This window comes from Cellulomonas sp. P5_C6 (assembly GCF_054049635.1).
In genome coordinates this window covers 1-6361 of record NZ_JBFULZ010000222.1, presented here as the reverse complement: position 1 = coordinate 6361, position 6361 = coordinate 1, and the positions used below count along the sequence as shown (strand labels likewise).

The 6361-nt window shown below is 75.3% G+C and carries 9 protein-coding genes and 1 pseudogene; 8 read left to right on the top strand and 2 right to left on the bottom strand.

The features are described 5' to 3' along the window. On the top strand, positions 1–428 hold a 428-nt coding region (locus tag ACXJKG_RS18475), incomplete at its 5' end, for a TIGR03668 family PPOX class F420-dependent oxidoreductase (RefSeq protein WP_456847203.1). Positions 429–637: 209 nt separating this feature from the next. Continuing rightward, the gene (locus tag ACXJKG_RS18470) at positions 638–1645 is read left to right on the top strand and encodes a hypothetical protein (RefSeq protein ID WP_456847202.1); all 1008 of its coding nucleotides are present in this window, start codon (positions 638–640) and stop codon (positions 1643–1645) included. Between the two features lie 7 nt (positions 1646–1652). Here the strand turns inward: ACXJKG_RS18470 and ACXJKG_RS18465 are convergent, their stop codons facing one another. Beyond that, entirely contained in the window at positions 1653–1901 is a 249-nt protein-coding gene (locus ACXJKG_RS18465) for a PspC domain-containing protein (protein WP_456847201.1), read from the bottom strand. A 179-nt stretch (positions 1902–2080) separates the two neighbouring features. On the opposite strand from ACXJKG_RS18465, the gene ACXJKG_RS18460 reads away from it, so the two are divergent. Both ACXJKG_RS18460 and ACXJKG_RS18455 read left to right on the top strand, forming a co-directional pair. Further along, a complete protein-coding gene (locus ACXJKG_RS18460; protein ID WP_456847200.1) occupies positions 2081–2338 on the top strand; it encodes a dsRBD fold-containing protein in 258 nt (85 codons plus the stop codon). Beyond that, on the top strand, positions 2335–2733 hold the full coding sequence (locus tag ACXJKG_RS18455) for a hypothetical protein (RefSeq protein WP_456847199.1): 399 nt from the start codon (positions 2335–2337) through the stop codon (positions 2731–2733). The genes ACXJKG_RS18460 and ACXJKG_RS18455 overlap by 4 nt, the downstream gene beginning before the upstream one ends. 19 nt (positions 2734–2752) lie before the next feature. Here ACXJKG_RS18455 and ACXJKG_RS18450 read toward each other — a convergent pair whose 3' ends face one another. Next, entirely contained in the window at positions 2753–3409 is a 657-nt protein-coding gene (locus ACXJKG_RS18450) for a hypothetical protein (RefSeq protein WP_456847198.1), read from the bottom strand. 113 nt (positions 3410–3522) lie between these two features. On the opposite strand from ACXJKG_RS18450, the gene ACXJKG_RS18445 reads away from it, so the two are divergent. The 4 genes and pseudogenes from ACXJKG_RS18445 to ACXJKG_RS18430 form a co-directional block, all read left to right on the top strand. Then, a complete protein-coding gene (locus tag ACXJKG_RS18445; protein ID WP_456847197.1) occupies positions 3523–4203 on the top strand; it encodes a response regulator transcription factor in 681 nt (226 codons plus the stop codon). Then, the gene (locus ACXJKG_RS18440; RefSeq protein ID WP_456847196.1) at positions 4200–5483 is read left to right on the top strand and encodes an ATP-binding protein; all 1284 of its coding nucleotides are present in this window, start codon (positions 4200–4202) and stop codon (positions 5481–5483) included. The genes ACXJKG_RS18445 and ACXJKG_RS18440 overlap by 4 nt, the downstream gene beginning before the upstream one ends. 87 nt (positions 5484–5570) lie before the next feature. Next, positions 5571–6068: a hypothetical protein gene (locus ACXJKG_RS18435; protein ID WP_456847195.1), complete on the top strand. Its 498-nt coding sequence runs from the start codon at positions 5571–5573 to the stop codon at positions 6066–6068. After that, a pseudogene (locus ACXJKG_RS18430) lies at positions 6061–6361 on the top strand (hypothetical protein); the annotation flags it as partial. The gene ACXJKG_RS18435 and the pseudogene ACXJKG_RS18430, both read left to right, overlap by 8 nt.

Here is a 6361-nt window from a genome sequence, read left to right as displayed (position 1 = left end):
CTCCCAGACTGGTGGCCGTGAGGGCAGAGGAGTGCAGGCGCCGGTTCGTCGCCGCCGAGCGTGCCGTCCTGGCGACCACCGGGACCGACCGTCGCCCGCACCTCGTCCCGGTGACGTTCGCGGTGCTCGGCGACGTCGTGGTGGTGACCGTCGACCACAAGCCGAAGCGCTCCACGGACCTGCGCCGGCTGCGGAACATCGAGGAGAACCCGCCGGTCGCGTTCCTGGTGGACCACTGGTCGGCGGACTGGTCCGCGCTGTGGTGGGTCCGGGTCGACGCCACGGCCGAGGTGGTCGACGGACCACCGGCGCCGGAGGAGCTCGCGGCGCTGCAGGAGCGCTACCCGCCCTACCGCGAGGTCCCGCCGCTCGGCCCGGTGATCCGCGCGCGCGTGCTCAGGTGGACGGGGTGGCAGGCGAACGGGTGAACGGTTGCCCGTCGGCAACTGGTCTGCGGCGCCGCTGAGCGCAAAATCACCCGGTCGATTCGTCCGGCGGTGTGGGCGGAACGCGGGTTTGCGCCAGGGGGGTCACCCGGATGGCCGACTACGGACCTCGACGGCGTCAATAGCGTCGAGGTCGGCATCTGACCGTCCGGCCGGATCGACGCACGAGGCACGCGGCCGAGGAGGTGGACGTGAGCGTAGCGGGCAAGGACCCGGAGTGGCGGGATGCGGAGCGGTTCGCCGAGCGGCACGCCCGCACCGTCCTGGCGCGCACCGACGTCCGGGTCACGCCGAGCGGCACGACGACCGACCTGGACCTGATCGGGGTCGACTTCGCCGGTCGCGTCGAGCACCGCCGCAGCCCCGTCGGACGCGACGACCTCGAGGACCTGCGCGTGGCCGCCGGTGCCTCGGTCGCCGTCTTCTACTCGCGGTCCGGGTACACCAAGACCGCGGTGCTGTGGGCCGAGGAGCACCGGATCGCCCTCTTCGGCTACACCGGCACCGGGTACGCCGCGCCCGTCAACCCGTGCGCGGTCGAGCTCATGCACCGCGGGCAGGCCGAGAGCGAGCAGCACGTCCGCGTGGCCACCGAGCTGGTGGCCCGGCGCGCCACCGCGGCCCGGCAGGCCGCCGAGCGGCGCGAGCGCGAGGCGCACGCCGAGGTGCTGCGGGCCGAGAACGAGGCGCGGGAGGCCGCCGAGCGCCGGCGCATCGCGCGGGTCAGGTCCGAGACCCTGCTGGGCCGGACCGTGGTGCTGCTGCTCGCCATCCAGCTGGACCCGGACGCACTGCGCTCGACGATCGAAAGGCTCGCGCAGTCGACCCTGGTCAGCGCGGTGGCCGACGCCTCGGCGCGGATGTCGATGAGCGACCGACCGCACGCGGTGGCGCTCGTGCGGTCGCTGTTCGACGACGGCGCCGCCGCGCTGGAGGTGCTGACGCCGCCGACGTCGCGGGACACCACGAACTACCGGGCGACCCGGCAGACCATCGAGCGGGGCCTCGACGCGCTGGACGGCGCAGGCGGCGCCGGCACGGTCGGGCACGTGGCACCCGAGACGGTGTCGGCGCAGATGCGCCAGGCCGAGCGGTGCTGGCGGTCGCTCGTCGACGAGCTCGAGAAGGCCCTCCCCGGCCCGACCAGCTCGTTGCTCCCCTCGCAGCGCCGACCGCGGCACCTGTCCGCGACGGTATAGCCGGACGTCACGCGCCGGGGCTCGCCGGAGCGGTCGAGGGGACCCAGCGCTCGGCCGGCATGAGGATCCAGAGGATCGGGTAGACCAGCAGCTGGCTGCCCGGGACGACGAACAGGATCAGCACGAACAGCAGCCGCGCYAGCCAGGGGTCGATGCCGAACCGTCGGCCCAGCCCGGCGCAGACACCTCCCAGCACGCGGCCGTCGAGCGGCCGGACCAGACCCTGCTGAGCCATGCTGTCGTGGATGGTGCCCATGGTCGTGCTCCTCTCGTACCGGCCTCGATGACCGGGCACCACCAGGATGCGGCCGCCGACCCGCCTCATCCATCGGTGATCGCCCGGAACGTCCCCTGATCCGCGGGACCTTGGGCCCTGGTGATTCCTCCGGGTTCCGCCCAGGCTCGAGGGTGCGACGACGACGAAGGAGCCCAGCCGTGACCGAGACCTGGAACGTGGCGATCTACCTCGACGCCGTCGACGACCCCACCGCCAGGGCCCACGCCGTCCTCACCTCCTCGACCGGGGCGACGCTCGACGGCTACGGCCGCGGACGGTTCAGCGCCTACGACCACGATGCGCCGGCGGTCGGGACCGAGATCGCGGCGGCTCGAGCCCTGCGGCACCTCGCGGACCGGCTCCTGCAGGCGTACCCGGAGGAGCTGGAGTCCTCGGACCTCTCCCTGGTGCCATGACCCGTCGCGCTGCCCGCGGCTGGACGCTCGCACTCGAGGGCGTCACCACGGTCGGCGCGCTCGCCGGGGTGCAGGGGTTCCTGTCGGGCCAGTTCGAGACCCTGGTCGACCAGCTGCCCGTCGTCGACGGGCCGGTGCTCCCCGCCGTGGCCCTGGGGTTGTGCGTGGCCGTGCCGCAGGGCGTCGCCCTCGTGCTCGGCCTGCGCCGCCACCCCCACGCGGCGCAGGCGGGGCTCGCCGCCGGGCTCCTGCTCACCGGCTGGGTGCTGGTGCAACTGCCGCTCATCGGCTGGGGGTCGCCCGTGCAGTGGGTGTTCTTCGCCGTGGGGCTCGGCGAGTCCGTCGCGGCGTCCCGCTGGCTGTCCGTTCGCGAGCCGAGCGTCAGCGGGATCTAGGTGCACGCCCCCGGGGCGGTCAGTCATCGGCCCCTGGCGACGGGCTGACCCGGGCCGACCTCCGGTCGTCCGAGCCGCTCCCGGACCCGTCGACCTCCGAGTCGATCTGGGGCTCGGGCGCGCCGGCCACGCAGGTCCCGGTGAGCTTGGTCTCGGCCTTGTCGCGGTGCAGCTCCACGTCGACGCGCTCCGGACCCGTCGCGCCGACCTCGACGGTCCACCCGTCGGACGGGGTCGCGTACAGCAGGGTGATGGCGGCGCCGTTGCAGGTGACGGCGACGATGCCCCCGGGGACGGTCCAGGTGCGCGCCACCTCGACGATCGCCGGGGCTGCCGGCGTCGGGGCTGTCGTGCGGGTAGGCGCGGGGACGGGGGTCGACGTGGCTGTCGGCGTCGGCGTGGGCACGAGCGCGGGCGTGGGGGTGGGCGTCGAGGTCGGCCCGGGCGCCGGCGTCGTCGCGGACGGTGACGGGGTCACCGGTGCCTGGGCCTGCGAGAGGGCATCGACCACCTCGGCCTGGCTCAGCACCCCCGTCCGTTCGCCCGAGTCGACGACGGCGAGGGCCCGCCAGGCGATCGCGCTCCCGACGACGACCGCGAGCACCCAGGTGAGCACGGCGACGGCGCCCGCGCGGGTGAGCCGGCGCGGGCGTCCCGTGGTCGACCCGGTCCGCACGGCGCCATCGTGCCCCGCCGGCCCGGAAAGGCAGGGTTAAGACGAGGACAAGGGTGGTCGCGACGGGCCGCGCGGAGGCCCACGGTCGCCCCCGATGGCCTACCGTCCGGGGTGTGGCCGACGTGCTCATCATCGAGGACGACGCGACCATCCGGACGGCTCTCGTGCGCGCCCTGTCGGCCCGCGAGCACTCGACGATGACCGCGCCGACGGCGCTCGACGGCCTGCAGAGCCTGGTGGCGCACCCGCCCGACGTGGTGCTGCTCGACCTCGGCCTGCCCGACCTTGACGGCGCGTCGCTGCTCGCCATGATCCGCGCGGTCAGCGAGGTCCCGGTCATTGTGATCAGCGCCCGCGACGACGGGGCGGGGATCGTCGCGCTGCTCGACGCGGGCGCCGACGACTACCTGGTCAAGCCGTTCGCGGCCGACCAGCTCGAAGCACGCATCCGCGCGGTGCTGCGCCGCTCCGAGACGAGCCGCCCCGCCGGACCGGTGGTCGTCGGCCCCCTGGTGGTCGACGCCCGCTCGCGGACGGCGGTGCTGGACGGCGTCCCCCTCGAGCCGTCCCCCAAGGAGTTCGACCTGCTCAGCTATCTCGCCGAACGCCCGGGCGAGGTGGTGGGCAAGCGCGAGCTGCTGGCGAAGGTGTGGAACCAGCCGTACGGGGGCGCGGACAAGACCGTGGACGTCCACCTGCACTGGTTGCGCCGCAAGCTCGGCGAGAGCGCCGACGAGCCGCGCCTGCTCCACCGGGTCCGCGGCGTCGGTGTGAAGCTGGTCCCCCCGCCGTGAGGAGCCTGCTCGTCCGCTACGGCGTCGCGATGGCGTCGGTGGTCCTCATCGCCTTCCTCGTGCCGCTCGGTCTGCTCTCGCGCTCGTTGGCCGCCGACCGGGCCGTCGCGGCGGCACGACAGGACGCGCAGAGCGTCGCCGTGTTCGCCGGCGGTGCGGGCCAGGACGACGCACGCCTCACCGCGGCCGTGCTCGACGTCAACGACGTCGGCCGCCTGACCACCGTCTTCCGGCCCGACGGCACCACCGTCGGTGCCCCGGCGGACCCCTCACCCGCGGTCGAGCTGGCGAGCCTCGGGCGCGCGCTCACGGCGCGCACGGAGGGCGGCGTCGAGGTGCTGCTGCCGGTGGGCGGGACGTCGGGCGTGTCGGTCGTGCGCACGTTCGTCCCCGACACAGCGCTCACCGAGGGCGTGGCACGGTCGTGGGCCGTGCTCGCGGCGGTGGGCGTCGCCCTGCTGGCCGGCGCTGCAGTCGCCGGGGACCGCGTGGCGGCGCGCCTCTCGCGGTCGGTACGCGACCTCGCGAGCGTCGCCGACCGGCTCGGCGCCGGCGACCTCGACGCCCGTGTCACCCCGTCCGGGCCCGCGGAGGTCGCCTCCGTGGGCATCGTGCTCAACGGCCTCGGCGACCGGGTGGCCGGGTTGCTGGCCGACGAGCGCGAGGCGGTGGCAGACCTGTCGCACCGGCTCCGCACCCCCATCACCGCGCTGCGCCTGGATGTCGACCTGCTCGGCGACCCCGAGGAGCGCGAGCGCATGGCTGCGCACGTCGACGACCTCGTCGAGGCGGTCGACGACGTCATCGCCACGGCGCGCCGGCGCGGTGCGGCCGCTCCCGGCCGGTCGGACGCCCGGCAGGTCGTGCGGGACCGCGCCCGCTTCTGGCAGGTGCTCGCGGTCGACCAAGGCCGCGCGATGCGGGTCCGTGTGCCCGACGAGCCCGCGCTGGTCGCCGTCGCGGCCGACGAGCTCGGCGCGGCGCTGGACGTGCTGGTCGACAACATCTTCCGGCACACCACACCCGGCACCGGGTTCGCCCTGGCGGTCGAGACCACCCCTGGCGTCGTGCACATCGAGGTCGGCGACGACGGACCCGGCCTGCCTGCCGACGACCTCGCCCAGCGCGGGCGCAGCGGCGCGGGATCGACCGGGCTCGGGCTCGACGTGGCCCGCCGCACCGCCGAGCGCGGCGGAGGGCGGCTGGTCATCCGGCCCGCGGCCGGCCACGCCGGTTCGTCGATCACCCTCGAGCTCCCGACGCCCTTAGCGGAGCCTTAGCCGGGGATTGCCGCCGCGCTCACCCGGGTACCGGGACGGTGGTCGCTCCGCGCCCCGCACGAGGGTCGCCGAACGAGGAGGACCGGGATGTCCTGGAAGAGCCGCACCGCCGTGGCAAGCGCTTCGGCGGTCGTCCTGGTCGGGCTGGGCACGGCGGCCGTCGCCGCCGCCTCGGCGCCGTCCGACGACCCCACACCCGGGGTCACCACGGCCGCCGACCCCCGCACGGCCGAGCTGGAGCAGTCGCTCGCCGCGCTGAACGGCCAGATCGACGGACTCGAGCTGGCGGTGGCGAACGCACCGACCGCGCTCCCGACGACCTCGGTGGTGGCCCTGCCGCCCTCGACGACCTCCGACGACCCGCAGAGCCACGACGCGACGGACGACCGGGTGACCGGGGTCGACGACTCCCCCGGCGACGACGACGCGCCGACCGCCGAACCGACCACGTCGCCCGACGAGGACGGCGACGACGCCGACGACGACTCGGCCACCGAGGACGACCACCACGGCTCCGACGACTCGGGCTCGGACCACTCGGAGTCCGTCGACTCCGGCTCCGACGACCACGGCGCCGATGACTGAGCGCGCACGGCGAGGGCGCGGGCTCGTCGGACTCGCTCTCGTGCCGCTCGCGGCCGGGTTGTTCGGCGTCGGCCTGACCTGGGCCGAGTCGCACGACCCGGCAGTCGCGGCGCCGGCCGCACCCGCGCCGGCTCCCGCAGCGACGCCCGACCCGCGGGTGGCGCAGCTGGAGGCCCAGGTGGCCGACGCGCAGGTCCGGGTCGCGGCCCTGCAGGCCGTCCTGGACCAACGGGCCGCGGACGCGGCAGCGGCCCAGGCAGCCGCCGACGCGCAAGCCGCCGCCGTCGCAGCCC